We start from the raw sequence: 1,023 nt of genomic DNA, 5'->3' as shown, positions 1-1,023 counted from the left end.
CCCAGGGCGCGGGAACAACGTCTCCCAGAGCCCTGAATTCCTGATAGATGGGGTAAGGATCGGCCTGTCCTCGCGACGCGCGTAGACGCGATACGTAGGAGACAACCGTTCGTGGATCGATCGCCGTACTGTGTTCAGCAAGTTCCACGGAAACTCCTTCGATGCTGCCCGGTCAGGCCGCACGTCCGCCGCTCACCGCGCCCGCTCGGGTCCGTGCGACCTTGGAGTCCTGTACCCCCTTACATCGGCGTTCATACATGTGCACACCGCATGTGCCAGGGCATCTCCCTCAGACCCGCCACCAGTTCAGGAACGAGCTCCACCAACGGCCCCTGCCCTGCGGCGCGGTGGCCTCGGCCGGTGCGGCGGCGCGCTCGTTTCCGGCCGCGGTGGCGTGTTCCGGGGTGGCCGCCGGCCGGGGCGCGGGCGCGGTCTGGACCGCGGTGAACCGGGCGGGCAGTTCGCTGAGCGCACGGTGGAACGGGCCCGGGCGCCACTGGAGTTCGTCGGCCGGGACGGCCAGCTCTATGTCGGGCAGCTGGTTGAGCAGCTTCTCGATGGCCACCACGGCGATCAGGGAGGCCGAGTCCTTGATCGGGCAGGCGTGCGGGCCCGAGCCCCAGGCCAGGTGCGCGCGGGTGCTGAGCATCTGCCGGGAGGAGGACAGCGCCGGGTCGGTGTTGGCCGCGGCGAAGCTGATCAGCACGGGCTGCCGGGCGGGGAGGGTCACGCCGCCGAGGTCCACGTCCTGGAGCGGGAAGTGGGTGGCGTAGTTGGCGATGGGCGGCGAGTTCCACAGGACCTCGTTGAGGGCGTCCTCCACGAGCAGGCCGCCGCTGTAGAGGCCGCCGAAGTACCGCTCGTCCGAGAGGATCAGCAGCAGGCCGTTGGCGATCAGGTTCCGCTCGGCCTCGATGCCGGCGCCGAGCATGATGGTCACCTGGTGGACCATCTCCTCGTCGGAGAGCTTGGCCGGGTGCTCCATCAGCCAGGAGGTGAGGTCGTCCCCCGGCTCGGCGCGCT

General features: G+C 69.7%; 1 protein-coding gene. It reads right to left on the bottom strand.

Annotated features, from left to right (window positions below; all coding sequences use genetic code 11):
* Positions 1 to 289 precede the first annotated feature (289 nt).
* Positions 290 to 1,023, bottom strand: a 734-nt coding sequence (locus tag D7231_RS35900) for a cytochrome P450 family protein (protein WP_147449936.1), incomplete at its 5' end; no start/stop codon positions are given.

Origin of the sequence: Streptomyces klenkii (genome assembly GCF_003626645.1) — a bacterium.
Taxonomy (GTDB): Bacteria; Actinomycetota; Actinomycetes; order Streptomycetales; family Streptomycetaceae; genus Streptomyces; species Streptomyces klenkii.
This window is presented reverse-complemented; position numbering and strand designations above follow the sequence as displayed.